The sequence below is a fragment of the Virgibacillus sp. genome, assembly GCF_013393565.1.
Taxonomy (GTDB): Bacteria; Bacillota; Bacilli; order Bacillales; family Amphibacillaceae; genus Virgibacillus; species Virgibacillus dokdonensis.
The window spans coordinates 1-20,762 of sequence record NZ_JABXHF010000003.1 but is presented as its reverse complement, the minus strand read 5'-3'; the positions used below and the strand labels follow the sequence as shown (position 1 = coordinate 20,762).

The following is a 20,762-nucleotide window of genomic DNA, read 5'->3' as shown; positions in this document are numbered from 1 at the left end:
ATAAGAAACATTTTGTATGCAAAAACCACTCGCTCTATTATTTTTCTTATACTATAAACCTTTAAAATTTTACTTTTTTATATTGCAAAAAAGTTGGCATTTAGCCAACTTCCATTATGAATGGTCTTCATTTATTTGTTCATTAAAACGCTCAAAAAATAAATCTGCTTCTGTTTCTAATTCTTCATCATTTGCATCTGGTAGAGGTGGTAAATCTTGTAATGATGTTAAACCAAAATAAGTAAGAAACTCTTTTGTAGTAGCAAACAAGATCGGTTTACCTACCGTATCTTTCCTCCCAACTTCCTCAATTAAAAGCCTAGAAAGGAGGGTTTGTACTGGTCGATCACTCTTTACACCTCGTACTTCCTCAATTTCAGTTCGTGTTATCGGTTGATTATAAGCAATAATAGCTAACGTTTCTAACGCTGCTTGAGACATCCTTGTTGTTTGAGGTGTCTCTAGTAATTTCTTGTAATAATGACTATGCTCTGGTCTAGTTGTTAAATGAAACACTTCATGCGCTTGCATCATTCGTATACCGCGATCTGTGCTTTCATATTCCTGCTTTAATTCGTCTAAAACAAGTTCAATCGTTGCTTCTGTTATTTCCAAAACATCTGACAATTGCTTTATTGTTATTCCTTCATTCCCTGAAGCAAACAACAAACCTTCTACAATTGCTTTTAATTTATTTATTTCCACCTTTATTCCTCCATACTAAACACGTATAATTCGGATAACTGCTTCTCTTGTTTACAATAAACTTGATTTTTTTTCATTAATTCCAAGAGGGCAATAAATGTTACAACAATATGAGGGCGAGTTTGTATTGTAAATAAGCGATCAAACAAAATCCCTTCTTTCGCTGATTTTACTGTCTGTAGTACTTCCTCCATTCTCTGTTCAATCGGTATGTCTGATTTTTCAACTTTAGTTTCTAGCGGTGCATCCCATTTTTTTCGTTCAAACATTTGACGTAATGCTTCCAACATATCATAAACCGATGTTTCACCTTGTACGATTTCTGAATGTTTAGATATGCTTTCATCGAACAATAAAGGTGGTCTCGTATAGATTTGATTTGCCTCTTTTTCTATAACCTGCAATTGCAAAGCAGCTTCTTTATACTTTCGATACTCAATTAATCGTTGCATAAGATCTTCTCGTGGATCTTCCATATATTCTTCGGCATCTTCATCTAATTCAGGTTTTGGTAAAAGCATTTGACTTTTTATTTCTATTAGAGTCGCTGCCATAACTAAGTACTCACTAGCAATGTTTAACTCTAGCCGTTTCATAGTATGGATGTATTGCATATACTGTTCCGTAATTTGCGCAACTGGTATGTCATAAATATCAATTTCATATTGATTAATTAAATGAAGTAATAAATCAAGTGGACCTTCAAAAGCATCCAATTTCACCTTGTAAGCTTGCAATTTATTACCTCCTTCCCGAAAAATTATATCATTAATTACAAACGCCTATACACGATTTTGATTTCTAACATACGTTATTACTGTAAGATAAATGTTATTCGAAACATTTAAGGCTAAGTACAAAAAAGGAGGTATATTATTATGAGTGGCGGATATGGTTACGGTGGAGGATTCGCGTTAATCGTCGTACTATTCATACTATTAATTATTGTTGGTGCTGCATGGCTCTAAATCAATATCTTCTACATGGCTAAGCAGCAAACGAAAATAAAAGCCGGCCCTTTTAGGCTGGCTTTTTTTCTAAACATTTCATTCAAAATCATTTGTTTCATCGCACCTTTGATAAAACTCCTGGATTTCTTTTGTCGTAGATACTGTATACTTATTACGGTAAAGTTTATCAACCTCAATAACCATTCTTCTTCCTATCCCTTGATTACGATGTGAAGGATTAACCGAAACATGCTGAATGATAGCATTGCTTTCGTTTTCAATCCGCAAACCAATTGCTCCTAGAACGTCATCTTCTTCCTTCCATAAATACAAATGCCAATCTAGGTTAGCTTCATATTCTCTGATGGTTTGCTGTAGCTTCTTAACATCTTTTTCTTCAGGCATAAAAGAAAGCAAACCCATGGCTATTTTTTCTAGATTTTTCTTAAAGCGAATTAACATAGATACCCCTCATTAACAAAATAGCTTGTATGTGAAATTTATTCAATAGGAGTTTTTCATTTCAAACTAGATGTTTGTATTTGTATCTCCTTAATCAACTTATCTCCCTGTTGTGGATGTTTAAAACGCCCTACAGCAGGATAAAACAATACACAATTAAGCTATTGGTTTTAAGCGGACAATTTAATTATTAACTATATAATATAGAATTTTAAACTAAATGCTCGTAATTATATTTATACACGTTTCCCTTGTTTTGTCAAATATGTACGTAAGAAAAAAAGCTCAACTGCACGGATAGATTACCATAAGGCATTTATTTTTCTTTACAATTCATAACAGTTGACTAATTAATTTAAATTGCATCATAATTACACTTTATATATGTGTTCAGATTTACCCAATAAACTAGCATTGAAAAGATACGGTTTTGGCAAGTATTTAAGATAGTTTTCTAGATATTTTTATTTCGTAGGAGTTGCATAATAATATGTCCATCTGTTTTCTTTCCTTTCCACTTAAAAGGAATTAAATTTACGATCCCTACCCAAAGGTTGAACCAAACAAACAGATGAAAAGAAAACGCGATAGTCATGACATCTATTTTCCAAAATATAAAAGCCATGAAAACACTGAATAAAGGGCCAGAAATAGTTATAATTATTTTTTCCAATCTGCTATAGTCGGGTTGCCGATAACTTGTTGCTAAACCCCCAATAAAAAACAACGGAGCAATAGAAATACGAAACCTACCTACGTGCATTAATGTTTTTACAGTTCCTGCGCCAATTGATATATCCACTTTTTCGGCTTGTAAAAACCAAGCAACTATAGCATGTCCAAATTCATGAAAAAAAATACTAATTGGTGCTACGAAAACGAGGAGGTAAAAAAGCAGTAAAACATCCATACTTCCACCTCAGTTTCATGTGAATCCTTGATTAGCAGGCTTCTCTCCTACACTAGTTTGTGCCCGTACTGACTAATTATTAAAAACGAATGGTAAAAAGAAGGTGCCGCTCTTCCTTCTTGCATAACTATACTTTGAAGCAAGCGTCTTACGGTTTGGCATGGCACCCTTATACAATTACAATTTCTCCGTTTTTACTATTTGTACATTAACTCAGAAAATCTAGTAAATTTATTAACTGGTTTCGGGCTCTTACTATAAAGTTTACAACTTCTGTCACCCCTATGATATCTGACTACATACCAATAAAAATTAAGCCGTATAAACTTTAACTTCCTTCATCACATCTCCGTTTTGCATTGTTTTTGCAAATTGAATTCCTGAAGTTACTTGTCCAAATATAGTGTGAACGCCATTTAAATGTGGTTGAGGTTCATGGACAATAAAAAATTGACAACTTCCTGTATCTTTTCCAGCATGAGCCATTGAAAGAGATCCTTCTTGATGTTTATGCGGATTCCCTTCTGTTTCACATTTAATCGTATAACCTGCTGATCCTGTTCCGTTACCTACTGGACAACCACCTTGACTAACAAAGCCAGGAATAACACGGTGAAATGTTAATCCATTATAAAAGCCATCATTGGCAAGCTTTTCAAAGTTTGCCACTGTATTTGGTGCTGCTTCTTCATATAAATCAAACTCAATTTTATTATCATTTTCCAATAAAATATACCCTTTTTTAGCCATTCTATAAATCTCCTTTTTGTAATAGAACTAATCTCCATTTTATCATGTAATGAAGTCTGTGCAAAGAATTTACTTATTCAAAACTAAGGTCATGGCGGGTCACATCTTTATATGTCTCACGTCTGACAACGAGTTTATCCTTGCCATTTTCCACAAAAACCACTGCGGGTTTTGCAAATCGATTGTAATGGTTTGCCATAGAATAACCATAAGCCCCCGTTGAAAAAACGGCCAAAATATCATTCTGTGAAACGGCAGGCAAAAGTAGATCCCATATAAGCATATCCCCTGATTCGCAACATTTACCAGCAATAGATACATTTTTTTCTACTAGCCAATCTGCTTTATTTGCTAACACCGCTTCATATTTTGCTTGATATAACGAGGGACGTAGATTATCTGTCATACCCCCGTCAACCGCTATATAATTTCGAATTCCTGGAATTTCTTTCATCGAACCTATAGTATATAAAGTAACCCCAGCATTGCCAGCAATTGCTCTACCAGGTTCTATCCAAATTTCTGGCATTGGAATCGCTAAAGTTTCTGCTTGTTTTTGCACTTCATAAACTAATTCTTCTATAAATGGAGCGTAAGATATAGGAGCATCCTCCTTTGTGTAACGAATTCCATAGCCTCCACCCAAATTTAACACATTAGGTACATAATTATACTGTTGCTTCCACATTTTTAATGCTTGAAATAACATATTTGTAGCTAATATAAATCGGTCTGTTTCAAATATTTGTGAACCTATATGGCAATGCAATCCTTGAAAACAAATATATGGGTCATCGATCATCTTTAAAAGTGCATCCTCCGCTTGTCCGTTTTGCAAGTTAAACCCAAACTTAGAATCTTCATGTCCTGTCATAATATACTGATGTGTTTTAGATTCTACCCCTGGTGTTACTCGCATTAAAACGTCCATTTGTTTATTGTAATCTTTAAGCAAGGAACGAATATGTTGTATTTCTTGAAAGTTATCTACCACAATACATCCAATATTATTTTCAATTGCCATCCTAATCTCTGCAATACTTTTATTATTTCCATGAAGGTGAATTTTCTCAGTTGGAAAACCAGCTTGTAATGCTGTGTATAATTCTCCTTCCGATACCACATCCAAATACATTCCCTCTTGCTTCATGACTTGTAACATAGCAATTGATGAAAATGCCTTGCTAGCATAAGCTACTTTCGCAGGAATATCCATTTTTTTAAACGTATTTACAAAAGCGCGACAGTTGTTTCGAATCATTTGCACATCATAAACATATAAAGGTGTTCCATATTTTTTTGCCAATGATACACTATCTATACCGCCAATTTCTAAATGTCCTTGTTTATTTACTGTAAATGGATGATTATCAATTATCATAGCATTAAAAACCTCCGCAACCCTTTCAACATTAAAAAACTTAGCTTATACTATAACCTTAAAATTTTATACTTTTCTAGAGCGCAAGTTATAATTAAAAACTTTACCACATCAACGTATAAATGAAAAGAGACTGATTTAAAAATTCAGGTCTTATCTTATACATCTAACTGTAGTTATACGCCTGATTGTAATATTTTTCTACAACATTTAAAACGTATTATAACTGGTAACTTCAGATTTCTAACAAATCATTACGGTTATAATAGTACGTATTCAGCAGGAGACACGCTTAACTCCTACTGAATAATACCATCATTTTTCAGGCTGACGATAATTGTTTTTAGGGTGAACAATGCTTGGTCTACTATTTGTATATGGTACAGGGATACGAATTAAAGTGTGCAACATAGCCCGTGGATTAAAAGGAATAAATGGCCATAAATAAGGTGTTCGTAAAGATTTAAGGTGAATTAAAAATAAGAGGTGAGCTAAAAATATGGTAATAAAACCAACTAATCCAAATAACCCAGTAACCACCACGAATATAATGTTCACTATTTTATTAGACACGCTTAACTCATAACTGGGAGTAACATAGCCACCTATAGCACTAACAGAGACATACAAAATGACTTCAGGGCTAAACATCCCAACATCGATAGCAATTTGCCCAATTAAAACCGCTGCAATTAAACCCATTGCGGTTGATAAAGGTGTCGGTGTGTGAATTGCGGCCATTCTAAGGAATTCAATACCAATGACAGCCATTACTATCTGGACAGGAATTGAGATATTTCCTTCTTCATTCGGACCAATAAAAGCCAGTTCTTTAGGCAATAAATCCGGTTCCATGACAAATAATAGCCATAATGGTAGTAAATACATGGATGCAAAGATAGCCAAAAATCGAATCCAACGAATAAAAGTACCAATTGCTGGTGTTTGACGGTATTCTTCTGCGTGCTGTAAATGGTGAAAAAATGTGGTCGGTAAAATAATGACACTAGGTGAAGTATCCACAATGATTAAAACATGTCCTTCTAATAAATGATTTGCCGCAACATCTGGACGCTCTGTATAACGTACTAGTGGATAAGGGTACCACTTCCGATCGATAATAAATTCATCAACTGTCTTATCAGCCATTGAAATACCATCAACTTCAATATCTTGAATTCTATCTTTAATTAATTGAATCAACCCTTCATCCGCAACATCATCAATATAGCTTAAGCAAACATCCGTTTTGGATCGTTCTCCTACTTTCAGCATTTCATTACGCAATCTCGGATCTCTTATTCTTCTTCTTGTCAAAGCTGTATTTTCAATAATATTTTCAGTATACCCATCTCTAGAACCACGAACCACTCGTTCAATATCTGGTTCTTCAGGTGTTCTACCTGGATAATTTCGTACATCTATGACGTAAGCAAATCGCTCTCCGTCGATAAATAAAACAATTAAACCCGATAGCATCTGATCTACAGCCTCATCCATTGTTTTTACTTGTTCAACTTGTTGATGTATAAGGCGGTTTTTAATGATTTCTGGAAGCTTTTTACTATTTGCTTCATGATCATTTAAATTAACGAGCTCTTTTAATAAGTCTTGGATGATAATTGAATCGCATAATCCTGTCACATAATAAATTTGAATATCTCGTTTTAATAGTACAAGCTCACGAAACCCTAAATCAAAGGAAACACCAATTCCTAATCTTGTTTTCATATAGTTTTCAGTATGTCTTATTCTAGGATTCACAGGTATTTTTTGATCATGTTGTACCATATGTACGGCCCCCTTTTAGATTACAATAATAATTATGCTGATGGAATGTTTCTCAGGAAATAGCTACAGGGAGCTTGGTTAGAAAAACGGAATATAAAAACAGGTAACAGAACTTACTTGCACATTTAACTTTGCTAGGAAATCCAAATGAAATGGGAATAGCAACTTACATAAAATGCGGTAAGCATTTAATGCTTCATAAAATATAACCACTGGAATAAAGAACCTGCTATTTTTCCAAAGACAATTGCCATAAGCAGCCATAACAAATATTTTTCAATACCAATCCGTTTATATAATATTGGAAATACATTTAGCACTTCTGCTAATGCAGCTGCAAGCATTCCATTAAAAATACCTTGTAATAGCCCCCATACAGCTATAAAAAATACTGAATTGTTCCAAACTACAGACGTAAATGATAAATAGGTTCCGAATAAGCTTCCCACAAGAATACATGCTGTATAAATAGGTAGAAACATTTCTGTTTTACTTAATTGTATAAGCCTAGGAACAATTCCTAAAATGGTAATAAACGCTACATAACCAGCTCCTACAGCAAGCCCTGCACTAAATCCAATCAAAACTTCAAGAAGATGAGTGAGGATGGTCAGCATCGTTGTGCGCATTTTCATATTGAATTACGTAATCATCTAAATCTTGCTGGTAATTATAAATTTCTACTTCTAATGGGCTCGGCTCTTCATTAAAGCGTTTATTAAACCAATGATTAAAGAATAACAGCATACCAATTCCTAATCCTAAAGAATAGGGGATTTGCAACCATAACGGATATTCTTTTTTCTCTCCAGTTAACAGAAAATGAACTTTTTGATGTACTTCCTGCATACTTACATCATAATGAAAATTCATAATTGTCATTGCTGTTCCAACAAAAATTAATAACCAAACACTAAGAGCAATAAGAACAGAAGGAGACTTTCTGCGCTTATTAATCCGAATTATTGTTTGATTTGGGCCAATTAATTGAAAATCCAGATCTGGAAAATTACGATTCAAATGTTCAATAACTAAAAAACTGTCAATTACAACAATATTTTTATCTTTTTTACCCAATCGATATATTGGTGCATATTCAATTTCCTTTTTCTTTGTATCATTTGTGGATATCACTGCAATATCTTTTAGTTGTAACAATTGATATTCAGTTAATTCCATGTTTTTTTTCATTCTTACATAAACTTGGTTGGGCACTCTTCTCCCTCCAAACGCTTCGGATACTTGTACCATTAGTATTTACTAAAACCTTAAGATTTACACAGGTTATTTATAATGAAAGATTTTCTATCATTTAATCTGCTATAAAAACTTGAGAAATCACCGTCTTTTTTGCTTGTACTATTTTCTTTAGCCCAAAGGTTCGTAATAGGCTATATTTCCCCCGCTTAAACTAATCCAACTCGCATCTACCAATTCTTGCAACAGTAGCACGCTTATAATTCGGAAAAAACCTTCATTCATATTTTCCTATAGTACAAAAATGATCCCATCTACCGCATTTGGCAAATGAGATCATCTTACTACTAGTTTTATTTAAACATCAATGTATAGTTTCATCTCTTCTAATATTTTCTTCTCTAATCGAGATACTTGAACTTGCGATATACCTAAACGTTTAGCTACTTCAGATTGTGTTTGATCTTTGTAATAACGCAAATAAACAATGAGTCTTTCTCTTTCACTTAGGTCGCGAATAGCCTCTTGTAAAGTGATCCTTTCAAACCATTTTGTATCTTGATCGGAAATTTGATCTAATAACGTAATCGGGTCACCATCGTTTTCAAATACCGTTTCATGAATAGATTGTGGCGATCTACTTGCTTCTTGTGCATGGATAACTTCTTCTGGTGAGATTTCCAATGCCTCTGATAATTCATTTACTGTTGGTGATCTGCCGTTTTTTTTCGTTAATTCATCTTTTTTCTTTCGAATCCGGTTCCCAGTTTCTTTTAATGACCGACTAACTTTCACAGTTCCATCATCCCGAATAAAACGTTGAATTTCACCAATAATCATTGGCACAGCATACGTGGAAAAACGGACATCATAGGATAAATCAAACTTATCAATGGATTTAATGAGACCAATACTTCCAATTTGAAACAAATCGTCTGGGTCATATCCTCTGTTTATAAACCGTTGTACAACCGACCATACAAGGCGGATATTTTTTTCCACTAATTTATCTCTTGCTACTTTATCCCCTTGCTGACTTTTTTCAATTAGTGTTTTTACTTCCTGATCAGATAATGAATCGCTCCTATTATCCCCTTGTACATTAACATTCATCGCTAAGGCCTTTCACGATGAGCACATCGTTTTTGCGTTGGTTAATTGTTTGGTCATGTGTACAGTTGTTCCTTGTTCAGGATTAGATATAACCTCGACAGTATCCATAAAGTTCTCAATAATTGTAAAACCCATACCAGATCGCTCTAACTCAGGTTTGGAAGTATATAGTGGCTGGCGTGCTTCGTCAATATCATCAATCCCAATTCCGTTATCCTTGATAATTAATTCCACTTGTTCATCTATTAACGCACAGGTTATTGTTACCTCATGATGAGGTTCATTATTATAAGCATGAATAATGCAATTGGTTACAGCTTCTGATACTACTGTTTTAATTTCTGTAAGCTCGTCCATTGTCGGATCGAGCTTACTTACAAAAGCAGCTACGGTTACTCTAGCAAATGATTCATTTTCACTAACACTTGAAAAGGTAACTGTCATTTCATTTTTCACGATGCCACCCCCAACGTCTCTAAAGCAAATTGTTCGTTCTCCTCTAATCGAACAATCTTAAATAATCCCGACATTTCAAACAACCTTCTTACTGGAGGGGAGACAGAACAAACAACCATCTCTCCTCCTAACTGTAATACTTCTTTATACCTTCCCAACACTACTCCTAGTCCAGAACTATCCATAAAATCCATAGCTTCTAAATTTAAAACTACATGTTTAATGTCATGCTCACACATTACTTCTTTCCATTCTTTACGTAGTTGTTCTGCTTCATGGTGATCTAATTCCCCAGAAAGGCGAACAACTAATACATTCTCTTTAACAGCAAATGTTGAATGAAGTCCCATTGCCTTTGTCTCCTCCTTCTTTCATACTGCCATACTTTTATAGTTCGAGAATCTAGAATATAAATCCTGCTCGTTGACAAAAGAAGAAATAGTTCTGCCAAAATAGAAATAATTAATCATTTTTCGCCATATTTTGCCATACACGCTTCCAAAGAGTACCGAAAGTCGCTTCATGAATAGTATCTTTAACAGTCAAATTACTTCTAGATAAAATGTTATCTTTATCTTTTACAATAAGCTCACCTACAGAATCTCCTTTTTGAACAGGAAGTTGAATATCTTCTTTCATAACCACTTCTGTAGTAATATTGTCAATAGAATCTCCCCGCTCAAATAATGTACTAATAGATTCTGCAGCAACTACATCAGTTTGTTTGTTTTCAGCTTTAGTTAGGTTTAATTCGGTTATTTTATCGCCTTTTTCAAATAATTTTTGCGTTTGATAATGGTTAAATGCATAATCAAGCATTTTAGAAACTTGTTCATTTCTTTCTTTAGAAGAACTTGCTCCCATAACTACTGCAATAACTCGCATTTCTTCTTTTTCCGCTGTAGCTGACAAACAATATTTTGCTTCACTTGTATAGCCTGTTTTTAGCCCATCAACACCTGCATAAAACTTTACTAGCCGATTTGTATTCACAAGCCAAAATTCATTATCTTCTCCTTTACGTAAATAATCCTCATAAATGGAGGTATAGTTAGTAATATCTTCATATTTTAGCAACTCTTTCGACATCACAGCCATATCATGAGCTGTACTGTACTGCTCATCAGCAGGAAGCCCTGTTACATTTTGAAATTTTGTGTTTTTTAATCCAAGTTCTTTTACTTTTTGGTTCATTTTCTCTACAAAAGCATCTTCACTTCCAGCTATTCGTTCTGCTAAAGCTACACTAGCATCATTACCGGAAGCTATGGAAATTCCTTTTAACAAGTCATCAACACTCATCTCTTCTCCGGCTTCTAAGAATATTTGCGACCCTCCCATAGAAGCAGCATGCTCGCTTACCCTTACTTGTTCGTTTATTTTTAAATTTTCTTCATCTAATGCTTCCATAATTAATAACAGCGTCATAATTTTCGTCATACTTGCTGGTGGTAGTTTTTCATGCTCATTTTTATGGAATAATATCTTTCCTGTATCACGCTCCATCAAAAGAGCTGATTTAGCATCTTCAGCTAACTTTTGATTGTTATTTTTTTTCACTTCTTCAGCACTTACGAAAGTTACCGCGTTTCCCATGAGAATACAGACAAGGCTGATGATGCATAGAGTTTTTTTCATTCTTTTCCCTCCAATATTCCTATGTAGCTTATCCATTTTTAACCGTTATAGATGCTTTAGTTCCTATTCAGACGTCATATATATAGGCTAACCAAATTAGATATTTTTTATACCAAAATATTGGAGATAAGTTTACTTTATAATGCTTACTTTATAAGTAGATTAGAAAGACTTGGCGATCGCCAAGTCTTTATGGTGATAAAATGTCGTCGTTTTACCTATACTATAAACCTAAAAATCTTATGCGTTCCTATAGCACAAAAATAAATGGCTCACATTGAGCGAGCCATCACCTATCTTGACATAGTTTCCTAACTTAAGGAAAGTTGTTAAACTAGTTTTTCGTCAAAATGTATAAAATTTCACCTGTTTTATATTTAGAATTAAACGAAAGCTTTTACCATTCTCTAGAGACTAAAGATCATGATTGCAAAATAGCACTCTTGCATATAAGCATAACTTCAAACCGGTTAAGGTGAAAGAAAACCACTGAAGAAATATACTTTTATGATTCTGTAATCATACCATGAATTAATGTTGGTGCTTTTATTTCATTTGTAGAAATAGTAATACTATTGTAAAGCTTCTCTTTAACATCGTTAACGTCTTCTGTATTTGCATAGATTGTAAGTAAAGATTCTCCTTCTAGCACACTGTCTCCAATCTTCTTATTTAAAACAAGACCAACTGCTAAATCAATAACTGCATCTTTCGTTGCTCTGCCAGCGCCTAGCATCATCGCTGCCGTTCCAATGTCATCAGCTACAATTTCAGATATTTTTCCTGAACTTTTAGCTGGCAGTTCTATTTTATAAGATGCTTGGGGTAAAGTTTCAGAATGATCGACTACAGAAGCATCTCCACCTTGAGATTCAAGAAAAACCTTAAATTGCTGTAATGCCTTGCCATTATGCAGGTTTGCTTCTAATTTCTTGCGCGCCTCATCAATTGTGTCAGCCTCCTCTGCTAAGACGACCATTTGGCTTCCTAATGTTAAGCAAAGCTCCGTTAAATCTTCCGGCCCTTTCCCTTGCAATGTTTCAATAGCCTCTTTCACTTCTAAGGCGTTTCCAATTGCTCGACCCAGTGGTTGGCTCATATCAGAAATAACCGCCATCGTATTTCTTCCTACTTTATTTCCTATTGTAACCATAGCCGTTGCAAGTTCCTTAGCATCATCCAAATCTTTCATAAAAGCCCCAGCGCCCGTTTTCACATCAAGAACGATAGCATCTGCACCTGAAGCAATCTTTTTACTCATAATAGAACTAGCAATCAGCGGTATTGAATTTACTGTTGCCGTAACATCTCTCAAACCATAAATTTTCTTATCAGCTGGAGTAAGATTGCCTGACTGACCTACGACTGCTACTTTGTTTTTATTAACTAATTCTATAAATTCATCATTGGATATTTCAACATGAAAGCCCGGCACAGACTCTAATTTATCAATTGTACCACCTGTATGGCCTAGACCTCTTCCACTCATTTTAGCTACCGGTACACCTACAGAAGCAACGAGTGGCGCAAGGATTAACGTTGTTGTATCACCAACGCCTCCAGTAGAATGCTTATCTACTTTTATTCCTTCAATAGCAGATAATTCAATCTGATCCCCTGATTCGACCATAGCTTGGGTCAACTCAGCACGTTCTTGATCATTCATATCTTGAAAATAAATTGCCATTAATAGAGCACTAACTTGATAATCAGGAATTTCTCCATTCGTATAACCTTGAATAAAAAATTGAATTTCGTCTTTTGTTAAAGCTTGATTGTCTCGTTTTTTTTCAATAATGTCATACATGCGCATGTTTATCAACCTAACCTTTCCGGAATTTTTTCAATTACTTGCTTAACAAATTGCAGAAATGATTCTTTCACTCGTTCTGTAGTTTCAATTACTTCATCATGGGTTAATGGCTGATCAAGAATACCTGCTGCCATATTCGAAATGCAAGAAATACCAAGGACTTCCATACCAGCATGTGCTGCAACAATAACTTCAGGAACCGTCGACATTCCAACAGCATCGCCGCCTAACGTTCGAAGCATACGAACTTCAGCAGGTGTTTCATATGAAGGGCCTGTATTGCCAACATACACCCCTTTTTGAATTGGTAAACCAATGTCTTTAGCGCAAGATTCAGCATGTGCAATTAATTTTGTACTATACACTTCCGACAGATCGGGAAATCTTACTCCTAATTGATTATCATTCTTGCCAATTAACGGATTGGCCCCCATGTTATTGATATGATCTGTAATAAGCATAAGATCTCCAGGGTGAAATTGTTCATTTACGCCACCAGCCGCATTGGTAACAAGAAGAGTCTCCATTCCAAGCTCTTTGAAAACACGAACAGGAAAGGTAACCTGTTGCATTGGGTATCCTTCATAATAATGAAAACGTCCTTGCATCGCAATAACTGGTTTTCCTTTTAATATTCCTGAGACTAATTGCCCTTTATGACCTGATACCGTTGATACTGGAAAATGTGGTATCTCGTTATATGGAATAACTACTGCATCTTCAATTTCATCCGCTAACACGCCTAACCCTGATCCTAGAATTAAACCTATTTTAGGTTGATGTTTTATTTTTTGTTGTATATATGTGCTTGCTTGCTTTATTGCTTCTGGCTTCATACGCGATTCCCCCCTACTATTTTTAAATGCTATTTAAGAAGCTTGTCCCATGTTTTGGCATTGAAACTTCAAAATTTTCAGCAATGGTTGCACCAATATCAGCAAATGTTTCACGAATTGGTAACTCTTTTCCTTCTTGTATACCATTATGATAAACAAGTAGTGGAACAAACTCTCTAGTGTGGTCTGTACCATGGTGAGTTGGATCATTACCGTGATCAGCGGTTATAATTAATAAATCTTTATCCTGTAGTTTCTCTAGTACTTCTGGAAGTCGAACGTCATAAGCTTCCAAAGCTTCGGCATAACCATCAGGATCACGACGATGTCCGTACTTTGCATCGAAGTCAACTAAATTTAAAAAGCTGATTCCATTAAAGTCTTCTTCCATAGACTCGACTAATTTTGTCATTCCGTCATCATTATCTTTTGTACGTACTGCTAACGTAACCCCTTCCCCATCATAAATATCAGAGATTTTTCCTAAAGCAATAACATCGTATTGATTATCCTTTAGTTCATTCATAACGGTTCTTCCAAAAGGCTTTAAAGCATAGTCATGGCGATTTGAAGTTCGTTCAAAGGCATCTGGTTTACCAATAAACGGCCGAGCTATCACACGACCAACCATATACTTTTCATCTAATGTTAGCTTTCGCGCTATCTCACAAATACGATACTGTTCATCAATTGGAATGATTTCTTCATGTGCAGCGATCTGCAAAACAGAATCTGCCGAAGTATATACAATTAACGCACCTGTTTCCATATGTTCTTCGCCAAGTTCTTCAATAATTTTCGTACCAGACGCTGGTTTATTTCCAATTACTTTATGACCGGTTTGTTGCTCCAGTTCTTGAATAAGTTCAGCTGGAAATCCCTCTGGAAAAGTGCGAAACGGCTGTTCAATATGAAGCCCCATTATTTCCCAATGACCTGTCATCGTATCTTTTCCATTCGAAGCTTCTTTCATTTTTGTATAATGCGCTTTTGGAGAATCCGCTTTCTCAATTCCTTGAATTTCTCTAATATTACTTAAGCCTAAACTCCCCATATACGGCATATGAAGTCCATTCCGATGTGCTGCAATATGTCCTAAGGTGTCAGCCCCCTTATCATTAAACATTTCAGCGTCTGGCGCCTCTCCAATACCTACAGAATCCATTACTACAAGAAAAATACGTTTAAATTTTTGCAATGACATTCCCTCCTTCTATTAGTTATGTTCCCGAAAATAAGAGAAACTATGTTTACATTCCATGTTGTAGGATGTCAGACAACTAAGTAAAAATTAAGCTCTGGGATGATAACTTGTATAAACATCCTTTAGCCTAGTTTTTGTTACATGAGTATATATTTGTGTTGTGGAAATATCTACATGTCCCAGCATTTCTTGAACAAGTCGTAAATCTGCCCCATTCTCTAATAAATGTGTAGCAAAAGAGTGCCGTAATGTATGGGGCGTAATTGTTTTGTTTATACCGGCTTCCAACGCTCTTTTCTTTAAAACTTTCCAAAAACCTTGTCGTGACAATGGTTTACCATGTTGATTTACAAATAGAGTATCTGTCTTAGGATGACGTTTAATTAACTTCTTTCTTCCTTGTTGCAAATAGTTCTCCACTGCATGGATAGCTGTATTACCTAATGGAACAATACGCTCTTTCGACCCTTTGCCTACACACTGCACAAATCCCATGGTGAGATGTAAGTCAGAAACTCTTAAAGTAATCATTTCAGTTACACGTAATCCTGTTGCGTAGAGAAGTTCAAACATCGCTTTATTTCTTACCTGTAATGGGCTTGTCCCTGGAATGTTTAAAAGCGCATCCATTTCTTTGACAGATAAAACATCTGGTAGTTTGCGCTCTTTCTTTGGTGTTTCAATATGCAAACTTGCATCATGGGTCACAATTTGCTCACGAACTAAAAATTGATGAAACGCTCGCAGTGAAGAAATATGACGAGATATCGTAGCTGACGACTTATTATCGTCTTTCAAGCTGTATAAAAACTTGGTCATATCTGTTCGTGTAACTTCTTCCCAATTCTTTCTTCCTACAATTGTTTTTAAGTATTGAATATATTGGTTAATATCTCTTTGGTAGGATGTAAGTGTATTATCTGACAACCCTCGCTCAATTCGCAGATACTGAAAAAAATCTTTTGCACTATCATGTAACATAATTTTACTCCCCTAAACGGAAAAATAAATGAATGCGTTCAAAAAAACTATGCTCTTCTGAATATACTTTCACAGCAGGGCCTTCAGGTGGGGCGTAGCGATGAAAGTGCTCATATTCAGCATGCATAACACGTAAACCATAGTAAAATAATAAGGTGAACGCAACAAACAAAAAAAACACTTTTACAATATCCATTAGAATTGTTCTCATACATTTTGCTCCTCTAAAAATACCTTTATAAAAAAGATATGCAGAAATAGAGGTGCAATATACGTATTAAAGTAAAACTTCATATAACAATAGTTTCCTAACTTAACCATAGCAGTTTGTTCCGTCGTACTTGGTTTCTGTACTAACATTGAAACTCTTAACCTAATAAGGTACGACCGTCACTTGCAGGGTTAAAATAAAAAACTAGCAAAGAGTCTTATCTTTAATGTACAGCTTTTATCACCATTTGTAAATGATTTTCCATATGTAAGTTATTATTTTTTTAGTTCGTTTCCTATCGATTTAAGCGAATACAAATTTTCTAGGTTCCATTATCCAATGAAATAAACGATTTAATAAAGATACGTGCTTCTAGTATAATAGCATGAAACTTAACTAGAAGCACTTACTGTTACAGCTTGGCATTGCTTACAAACACCATGGAATGTGAGTCGGTGATCCTTTACTTGAAATCCCCATTCATTTTGAACTATTTTTTCAACCTCTTCAAGTAAATCTTCTTCAATTTCTTCAACTGCACCACATTCGGAACAAACGAGGTGGTGATGCGAATGTTTTGCACCTTCTTTTCGTAAATCGTAACGAGAAACACCATCACCAAAATTTATTTTATCAACAATTTTCAATTCCGATAATAATTCCAATGTACGATATACAGTTGCCAAACCTATTTCTGGGGCTTTTTCTTTTACTAATAAATAAACATCTTCCGCACTCAAATGGTCTTCTTCCCTTTCCAATAAAACACGGACAGTAGCCTCGCGCTGCGGTGTTAACTTATAACTTTGGGCATGGAGTTGTTTTTTAATCCGGTCAATTCGATGTTCCATTGGGCTATTACCTCCCTCATATCCCATCTTTATTATATGCGTGGATGAAAATTGTGTCAAAGCAAAATCATATCACATTGTATTTATAATAATTATAATATAATATGAATTATTAGTAAAATGACCGAACAACCCATTGCATTGCCTCATTTGCAATAAATGTTTCCAAAAGAGCAGCAACACTAGCAAAAAAAGCCAACAATGAAAATAATATGACGTATCTTCCAAAAGGTTGAAAAACTGGTTGTGATATTTTATTAGTAAATAATTTACTCAATAATGTTAAAGAAAAAATCATTGCCAAGCTACCTGCTATAATATATACAGGTATAATAAGAAAGTTCTGTGGGGCGATGGATAAAGTAGCGATCAACAAGCCATTCATTCCTAGCTGATTAACCATAAAACCAACAGAGAACCCGATTACCAAACCTTTAAGAAAAATTAGGATCCAAACTAATGGCAAACCGATAACAGATAGTCCCAACACAAATAAAAGCAATAAATACTTAATATGATAAAAAAAACTATTTTTGAAAATTTCATCGTAATTCGCTAGTTCATTATCTGTTATCTGTTTAAAAAATCGTTCTAAATAGAAGAATAAATCTTGTTTCTGAACAAAATTCATACTATTAACGAGGATTGCGCCAAATATAACACCGGTTAAAAATAGAATGACCATAAATAAATAGATTGTTGCATGTTCTTTAACGTGATTAATGAGAAGCATTTTATTTTTCTGCATTGGAATCCTCCATTCAAATACTGCTATATTAAAATCTATGAAGGTAACCAAGCAAAAATACCATGTTTCTATTAACTTTCTATCAAAAACTATACATTTACATATGCTTTTCCTATTTGTAATAACTTAATAAGAGATAGTTGATGTCGTGTTATATTACATAATAAATCCTATTCGCAGAGTGAAGGTTTATCAATTCTATTAGCAATTCACTTAATAAAACCATATTTACCTCCGCCTCCTTCTTGAACATGTAATTTCCCATTTCTCATATCAATAATTGCTTGTGCTATTTGTTCTGATACTACAAGAGCAAGTTTCTCCCTAGTAGTTTGATGTATAATATGCATCTCTGTTCCAAAGCTTTTCAAAAGTTTTTCATATGTTTTCTTCCCTATACCCGGCAAGTATTCCAATGGAACTTGATACGTATAGTCAGGTCGAGAGCTACAATGTTCATCCGCCTCCTTTAAAGCTGCAATTCGGTCTGCTACGCCTTTAATATGTTTTTTAGAATGGCAATTAGGGCAAACAGATTTTTCTACCGCTAAATAAGTTAAGCATTCACTGCATACCGTTCTATAGTATTTACCTAATTTCGGGTTCATTCCGTAATTATTCTGTATTTTCCTGCCATTTTTGTTCGCTAATACGAATTGAAACTCTTTAAATGAAGGATGTTTCATTTGCATATGCTGATACTCTCGTGCGATCTTCCCTAAAGAATGTGCATCAGAGTTAGTTAGATATGTGAAAGAATGCAGTTCCTCTATCTGATCGGCCATCTGCGTATCAGCACTTAGACCTAGCTCCATTCCATCAATTAAATCTGGAGATAGTATTTCTGATAAAGTTCGTAAAACACCCTTACCATACAAACTTTTAAAGGGAGTAAATATGTGCGCGGGAATAAACACACCTTGTAAGTCTTTTACTTTCCATTGTAATTCTTTAGCAGATCCATAAAAACGTTGCGAGCTTAAGGAAATATTTTTCATCCGATGGCTAAGCCATTCAGAAAATAACTCCATTTGGTGGATTTGGGGAAAATAGCAAAGAACATGAATCGGTCCTTGCCCCTTGGCATCATTCACCTCAATTTCTGATCCTAATAGAAGCGTCACCGAGTCAAATCGAATACCACCTTCTTGTAACTCTTTAGCATCCCCTTGAACTATCAACTGTTTTAACTCCCTTAACACAGCAGGCACTTGACAGTCTACCACACCTACCATATCAATTCCTTTATTTCTACTTGCTTCTTTTAAAATCGCCGGTAATGTCAGACGGTTAGAAGCCGTTATTTTCACAGGGTCATTGTACATGTCACGACCAATATGGATGTGTAAGTCAGCCGTATACGAGGATAGCATTTAGCTCAATCCTAATGCGTGTAAATAGAGAATAGCATACTTTGTTTTTGCATCGTGAATTCGTTCTGCTTCTACGTATTGTTTGGCTTCTTCTAATGATAATTCGACGATTTCAATAAACTCATCCTCATCTCCGTCAACGCTTTCGTCTAACGGCTCCAACTGATCCGTAATATATATATACATTAATTCGTTCGCAAACCCTGGCGAAGAATAAAATGAAGTTACAAATGATAATTCTTCCGTCGTATATCCTGTCTCTTCTTCTAATTCACGAATTGCTGTAGTCTCAGGATCTTCACCTGGCTCCAATTTGCCAGCAGGAATTTCCAAAATAGATTTTTCTAAAGGTTTTCGGAATTGTTCCACTAGTACAATTTTATTATCTTTCGTTATAGGAATGATTCCTACTGCTCCCGGGTGTTTAATAATCTCTCTTTTCGCCTCTTTACCATTTGGAAGTTTTACATCATCTACTTGTAAATGTACGATGTTTCCTGTAAATATTTGCTTGGAACGTATCGTTTTCTCTTCAAATTTGTTCATTGATATCACCCTTGTTATTGATTCGTTTTTCCTTATTTTATCATAAAATCACACGTATGGTTTGTTTTAACGGTTATGAGTAGATAAAATAGAGTTACTAGGCAAGGTTATAACGTCCAATATGAAGTTGGGAAGTTAATGGCTTACTACACATCATTTCTAACATAGTCGACAGCTACACTGCTGCTTCCATAATTTTATAAAACATACCTAATTATAAACTTTATAGTAAGTGGTAAAAAGGTAACAGCAAAGGAGAAGAAAGATGAATTTAAACCAACTTGGAAAATCATCCATTTACATTTCAGAATTAACATTAGGCTGCATGTCGTTAGGAACAGATTTACAAAAAGCCAAGTATATTATTGACTATGCGCTTGATAATGGTATCAATCATTTAGACACAGCTGATTTATATGATTTTGGTGAGAATGAAAAAGTTGTTGGAGAAGCGATCAAACAGAAGAGAAGCCAAGTAATTATTACTTCAAAAGTAGGCAATCATTTTGATAAAGTAAAACAAACTTGGTTTTGGGACCCTTCTAAGAAACATATCCTCAATGGTCTAAAAGCAAGCCTTCAACGCCTACAAACAGATTATATTGACTTTTATATGCTACATGGTGGCACCATTGAAGACCCAATTGACGAAACTATTGAAGCCTTTGAAGAGCTGAAACAGGAAGGACTCATTCGAGCTTATGGCATATCCTCGATACGACCTAATATTATTAAAGAATTTGTAAAAAAATCATCTATAGACGGTGTTATGATGCAATATAGTTTGTTCGACCGACGACCTGAAGAAGAAACACTTGACCTTTTACTACAAAATCAAATTAGTGT

24 protein-coding genes are annotated in these 20,762 nt (G+C 34.9%); 2 read left to right on the top strand and 22 right to left on the bottom strand.

Translation table 11 applies throughout. The features are described from left to right. Positions 1 to 114 precede the first annotated feature (114 nt). Positions 115 to 705 carry an SMC-Scp complex subunit ScpB gene (scpB, locus tag HLX49_RS01250; RefSeq protein ID WP_077703632.1) on the bottom strand — a complete coding sequence of 197 codons (591 nt, stop codon included), beginning with the start codon at positions 703 to 705 and terminating at the stop codon, positions 115 to 117. Between the two features lie 2 nt (positions 706 to 707). After that, the gene (locus tag HLX49_RS01245) at positions 708 to 1,442 is read right to left on the bottom strand and encodes a segregation/condensation protein A (RefSeq protein WP_077703631.1); all 735 of its coding nucleotides are present in this window, start codon (positions 1,440 to 1,442) and stop codon (positions 708 to 710) included. A gap of 141 nt (positions 1,443 to 1,583) precedes the next feature. Between HLX49_RS01245 and HLX49_RS01240 the strand changes: the two genes are divergently transcribed. Beyond that, a complete protein-coding gene (locus tag HLX49_RS01240; RefSeq protein ID WP_021291215.1) occupies positions 1,584 to 1,673 on the top strand; it encodes a YjcZ family sporulation protein in 90 nt (29 codons plus the stop codon). A gap of 78 nt (positions 1,674 to 1,751) precedes the next feature. Here the strand turns inward: HLX49_RS01240 and HLX49_RS01235 are convergent, their stop codons facing one another. From HLX49_RS01235 to HLX49_RS01140, 20 genes are all read right to left on the bottom strand, one after another. Then, the gene (locus tag HLX49_RS01235; RefSeq protein WP_077703630.1) at positions 1,752 to 2,117 is read right to left on the bottom strand and encodes a GNAT family N-acetyltransferase; all 366 of its coding nucleotides are present in this window, start codon (positions 2,115 to 2,117) and stop codon (positions 1,752 to 1,754) included. A 454-nt stretch (positions 2,118 to 2,571) separates the two neighbouring features. Beyond that, positions 2,572 to 3,027, bottom strand: a complete 456-nt coding sequence (locus tag HLX49_RS01230; protein WP_077703629.1) for a site-2 protease family protein — start codon at positions 3,025 to 3,027, stop codon at positions 2,572 to 2,574. Between the two features lie 312 nt (positions 3,028 to 3,339). Next, positions 3,340 to 3,777: a peptidylprolyl isomerase gene (locus HLX49_RS01225; protein WP_077703628.1), complete on the bottom strand. Its 438-nt coding sequence runs from the start codon at positions 3,775 to 3,777 to the stop codon at positions 3,340 to 3,342. 73 nt (positions 3,778 to 3,850) lie between these two features. Further along, complete coding sequence (gene lysA / locus HLX49_RS01220) at positions 3,851 to 5,158, bottom strand: diaminopimelate decarboxylase (protein ID WP_296360547.1); 1,308 nt, start codon at positions 5,156 to 5,158, stop codon at positions 3,851 to 3,853. 315 nt (positions 5,159 to 5,473) lie between these two features. Beyond that, positions 5,474 to 6,949 carry a spore germination protein gene (locus HLX49_RS01215; RefSeq protein ID WP_077703626.1) on the bottom strand — a complete coding sequence of 492 codons (1,476 nt, stop codon included), beginning with the start codon at positions 6,947 to 6,949 and terminating at the stop codon, positions 5,474 to 5,476. A 188-nt stretch (positions 6,950 to 7,137) separates the two neighbouring features. Further along, on the bottom strand, positions 7,138 to 7,566 hold the full coding sequence (locus HLX49_RS01210; RefSeq protein WP_296360618.1) for a stage V sporulation protein AB: 429 nt from the start codon (positions 7,564 to 7,566) through the stop codon (positions 7,138 to 7,140). Further along, on the bottom strand, positions 7,538 to 8,164 hold the full coding sequence (locus HLX49_RS01205; RefSeq protein WP_101933898.1) for a stage V sporulation protein AA: 627 nt from the start codon (positions 8,162 to 8,164) through the stop codon (positions 7,538 to 7,540). The genes HLX49_RS01210 and HLX49_RS01205 overlap by 29 nt, the downstream gene beginning before the upstream one ends. A 339-nt stretch (positions 8,165 to 8,503) precedes the next feature. Then, on the bottom strand, positions 8,504 to 9,259 hold the full coding sequence (gene sigF, locus HLX49_RS01200) for an RNA polymerase sporulation sigma factor SigF (protein ID WP_077703623.1): 756 nt from the start codon (positions 9,257 to 9,259) through the stop codon (positions 8,504 to 8,506). A gap of 12 nt (positions 9,260 to 9,271) precedes the next feature. Then, positions 9,272 to 9,715: an anti-sigma F factor gene (spoIIAB, locus tag HLX49_RS01195; protein WP_073004262.1), complete on the bottom strand. Its 444-nt coding sequence runs from the start codon at positions 9,713 to 9,715 to the stop codon at positions 9,272 to 9,274. Beyond that, the gene (gene spoIIAA / locus HLX49_RS01190; RefSeq protein ID WP_073004264.1) at positions 9,712 to 10,065 is read right to left on the bottom strand and encodes an anti-sigma F factor antagonist; all 354 of its coding nucleotides are present in this window, start codon (positions 10,063 to 10,065) and stop codon (positions 9,712 to 9,714) included. Before spoIIAA ends, spoIIAB begins: the two co-directional genes overlap by 4 nt. Before the next feature lie 112 nt (positions 10,066 to 10,177). Next, positions 10,178 to 11,353 carry a D-alanyl-D-alanine carboxypeptidase family protein gene (locus HLX49_RS01185; RefSeq protein WP_077703622.1) on the bottom strand — a complete coding sequence of 392 codons (1,176 nt, stop codon included), beginning with the start codon at positions 11,351 to 11,353 and terminating at the stop codon, positions 10,178 to 10,180. A 505-nt stretch (positions 11,354 to 11,858) separates the two neighbouring features. Next, positions 11,859 to 13,166 (bottom strand): pyrimidine-nucleoside phosphorylase, encoded by a 1,308-nt coding sequence (locus HLX49_RS01180; protein ID WP_296360542.1) that lies wholly within the window; start codon positions 13,164 to 13,166, stop codon positions 11,859 to 11,861. A 5-nt stretch (positions 13,167 to 13,171) separates the two neighbouring features. Further along, positions 13,172 to 14,002: a purine-nucleoside phosphorylase gene (locus HLX49_RS01175; RefSeq protein ID WP_296360540.1), complete on the bottom strand. Its 831-nt coding sequence runs from the start codon at positions 14,000 to 14,002 to the stop codon at positions 13,172 to 13,174. Positions 14,003 to 14,024: 22 nt separating this feature from the next. Then, the gene (gene deoB, locus HLX49_RS01170) at positions 14,025 to 15,200 is read right to left on the bottom strand and encodes a phosphopentomutase (RefSeq protein WP_101933897.1); all 1,176 of its coding nucleotides are present in this window, start codon (positions 15,198 to 15,200) and stop codon (positions 14,025 to 14,027) included. A 93-nt stretch (positions 15,201 to 15,293) separates the two neighbouring features. Further along, positions 15,294 to 16,187 (bottom strand): site-specific tyrosine recombinase XerD, encoded by an 894-nt coding sequence (xerD, locus tag HLX49_RS01165; RefSeq protein WP_077703618.1) that lies wholly within the window; start codon positions 16,185 to 16,187, stop codon positions 15,294 to 15,296. 4 nt (positions 16,188 to 16,191) lie between these two features. Further along, a complete protein-coding gene (locus HLX49_RS01160) occupies positions 16,192 to 16,398 on the bottom strand; it encodes a DUF4227 family protein (RefSeq protein WP_077703617.1) in 207 nt (68 codons plus the stop codon). 392 nt (positions 16,399 to 16,790) lie between these two features. Continuing rightward, positions 16,791 to 17,249, bottom strand: coding sequence for a ferric iron uptake transcriptional regulator (gene fur, locus HLX49_RS01155; RefSeq protein WP_073004277.1), 459 nt, complete (start codon positions 17,247 to 17,249; stop codon positions 16,791 to 16,793). A gap of 112 nt (positions 17,250 to 17,361) precedes the next feature. After that, positions 17,362 to 17,997 (bottom strand): stage II sporulation protein M, encoded by a 636-nt coding sequence (gene spoIIM / locus HLX49_RS01150; protein WP_077703616.1) that lies wholly within the window; start codon positions 17,995 to 17,997, stop codon positions 17,362 to 17,364. Between the two features lie 209 nt (positions 17,998 to 18,206). After that, on the bottom strand, positions 18,207 to 19,370 hold the full coding sequence (locus HLX49_RS01145) for an endonuclease Q family protein (protein ID WP_077703615.1): 1,164 nt from the start codon (positions 19,368 to 19,370) through the stop codon (positions 18,207 to 18,209). Next, the gene (locus tag HLX49_RS01140; protein ID WP_296360529.1) at positions 19,371 to 19,916 is read right to left on the bottom strand and encodes an NUDIX hydrolase; all 546 of its coding nucleotides are present in this window, start codon (positions 19,914 to 19,916) and stop codon (positions 19,371 to 19,373) included. It lies immediately after the preceding gene. 265 nt (positions 19,917 to 20,181) lie between these two features. Here HLX49_RS01140 and HLX49_RS01135 point away from each other — a divergent pair. Next, positions 20,182 to 20,762, top strand: a 581-nt coding sequence (locus HLX49_RS01135) for an aldo/keto reductase (protein WP_296360526.1), incomplete at its 3' end; no start/stop codon positions are given.

Bases quoted from the DNA above. Each gene is read 5' to 3' on its own strand.
- HLX49_RS01240 (WP_021291215.1), top strand. From the start codon at position 1,584: ATGAGTGGCGGATATGGTTACGGTGGAGGATTCGCGTTAATCGTCGTA.
- HLX49_RS01235 (WP_077703630.1), bottom strand. From the start codon at position 2,117: ATGTTAATTCGCTTTAAGAAAAATCTAGAAAAAATAGCCATGGGTTTG.
- HLX49_RS01230 (WP_077703629.1), bottom strand. From the start codon at position 3,027: ATGGATGTTTTACTGCTTTTTTACCTCCTCGTTTTCGTAGCACCAATT.
- HLX49_RS01225 (WP_077703628.1), bottom strand. From the start codon at position 3,777: ATGGCTAAAAAAGGGTATATTTTATTGGAAAATGATAATAAAATTGAG.
- lysA (WP_296360547.1), bottom strand. From the start codon at position 5,158: ATGATAATTGATAATCATCCATTTACAGTAAATAAACAAGGACATTTA.
- HLX49_RS01215 (WP_077703626.1), bottom strand. From the start codon at position 6,949: ATGGTACAACATGATCAAAAAATACCTGTGAATCCTAGAATAAGACAT.
- HLX49_RS01210 (WP_296360618.1), bottom strand. From the start codon at position 7,566: ATGCTGACCATCCTCACTCATCTTCTTGAAGTTTTGATTGGATTTAGT.
- sigF (WP_077703623.1), bottom strand. From the start codon at position 9,259: ATGAATGTTAATGTACAAGGGGATAATAGGAGCGATTCATTATCTGAT.
- spoIIAA (WP_073004264.1), bottom strand. From the start codon at position 10,065: ATGGGACTTCATTCAACATTTGCTGTTAAAGAGAATGTATTAGTTGTT.
- HLX49_RS01185 (WP_077703622.1), bottom strand. From the start codon at position 11,353: ATGAAAAAAACTCTATGCATCATCAGCCTTGTCTGTATTCTCATGGGA.
- HLX49_RS01180 (WP_296360542.1), bottom strand. From the start codon at position 13,166: ATGCGCATGTATGACATTATTGAAAAAAAACGAGACAATCAAGCTTTA.
- HLX49_RS01175 (WP_296360540.1), bottom strand. From the start codon at position 14,002: ATGAAGCCAGAAGCAATAAAGCAAGCAAGCACATATATACAACAAAAA.
- xerD (WP_077703618.1), bottom strand. From the start codon at position 16,187: ATGTTACATGATAGTGCAAAAGATTTTTTTCAGTATCTGCGAATTGAG.
- HLX49_RS01160 (WP_077703617.1), bottom strand. From the start codon at position 16,398: ATGAGAACAATTCTAATGGATATTGTAAAAGTGTTTTTTTTGTTTGTT.
- fur (WP_073004277.1), bottom strand. From the start codon at position 17,249: ATGGAACATCGAATTGACCGGATTAAAAAACAACTCCATGCCCAAAGT.
- spoIIM (WP_077703616.1), bottom strand. From the start codon at position 17,997: ATGCAGAAAAATAAAATGCTTCTCATTAATCACGTTAAAGAACATGCA.
- HLX49_RS01145 (WP_077703615.1), bottom strand. From the start codon at position 19,370: ATGCTATCCTCGTATACGGCTGACTTACACATCCATATTGGTCGTGAC.
- HLX49_RS01140 (WP_296360529.1), bottom strand. From the start codon at position 19,916: ATGAACAAATTTGAAGAGAAAACGATACGTTCCAAGCAAATATTTACA.